Genomic DNA, 1110 nt, shown 5'->3' with positions numbered 1-1110 from the left:
TTACTCACACGTCAGAAATATAGCGGACAGATTGATGCCTGAAAAATGATCTAACAAGGCACGGATCCCGCCCGATTTGTGAAAGTTGCTCGTGGATTTTCGCGCCCAATCTTTCACCTTTTTGAAGCGGGCGGCGCGCGACACCGGTCCGCTTGACGTGACTCCACACCAGTTCATCTGGATTGAGGTCCGGCGCATAACCGGGCAGGAAATGCAAGATCAACTTGCCCTGCGTACTAGCGACGTAGTTTTTAACGATGGCTTTCTTATGCGCTGGCAATCCGTCGACGATCAAGTGAACCGGTTTTTTCCGATTGAACATCAACTTCTTGAGCAGTTCCACGAACAACTCGCCGCTAAGCGCCCCGTCATACGTTGCAAACCAGAAAGCCCCCTTCGAGTTGACAGCGGAGGCGGCGCTCATGCTTTGCCGTTCGCCGGGCCGCTCGACCACCGGCGTCTCACCGCGCGGCGCCCACGTCCTGCCATGAACCGAGTCGGCACGGAAGCCCGATTCGTCCCAGAAAAAGATATCCGCCTTCTGCTCGCGAGCCTGCCTGGCAATGCCCGGGTAGGTGTCTCGCTGCCAACGCTCGATAGCTTCCGGGTCACGCTGATAAGCACGCTGCAACGGCTTTTGCGGCGTCAGGTTCAGACGCGCGAGCATCGCGCCGATCGAAGCCAGGCTCAGCGTGACGTCGAATTTCTGTCGTACCAGCTCACGAACCAGGTTGCGAGTCCACAAGCCAAAATCAAAGCCGTATTGCATTGGGTTCTTGCCATTAACCCAGCGCATTACCCGCTGCTCCTGCGTCGGAGTAAGCGTACGTGGTCGCCCTGTGCCCTTGGTCGATCGCAGCGCTCGCACTCCACGACCACGGCCTCGTGCCTGCGCCCTGATCTTGTAGGCCCACGAGCGATGCATTCCAAACGACGCCGCAACATCATTTGGATGCTCGCCTTCAGCCATACGCTGAACTGCAAGGATACGCATCTCTTCAAGCGTGTTGTGAGCCAGGCTCCGGCCATCTCGTTTCATGGGCGATCCTCTCAATAGGTATCGCTCAAGCATAGGCCATCTGTCCGCAAAATTCCTGACTTATGAGTAAA

Annotated in this window: 1 protein-coding gene; it reads right to left on the bottom strand. The window is 56.7% G+C overall.

The genetic code is table 11. The features are described from left to right. Positions 1 to 4 precede the first annotated feature (4 nt). Positions 5 to 1039, bottom strand: a complete 1035-nt coding sequence (locus BMI01S_RS37690; RefSeq protein WP_028232368.1) for an IS630 family transposase — start codon at positions 1037 to 1039, stop codon at positions 5 to 7. Positions 1040 to 1110 lie beyond the last annotated feature (71 nt).

The sequence above is a fragment of the Paraburkholderia mimosarum LMG 23256 = NBRC 106338 genome (assembly GCF_000739815.1).
In the GTDB taxonomy this organism is placed as follows: Bacteria; Pseudomonadota; Gammaproteobacteria; order Burkholderiales; family Burkholderiaceae; genus Paraburkholderia; species Paraburkholderia mimosarum.
The sequence above is the reverse complement of the archived record's forward strand: the minus strand, read 5'-3'. Positions and strand labels throughout refer to the sequence as shown.

Bases quoted from the DNA above. Each gene is read 5' to 3' on its own strand.
- BMI01S_RS37690 (WP_028232368.1), bottom strand. From the start codon at position 1,039: ATGAAACGAGATGGCCGGAGCCTGGCTCACAACACGCTTGAAGAGATG.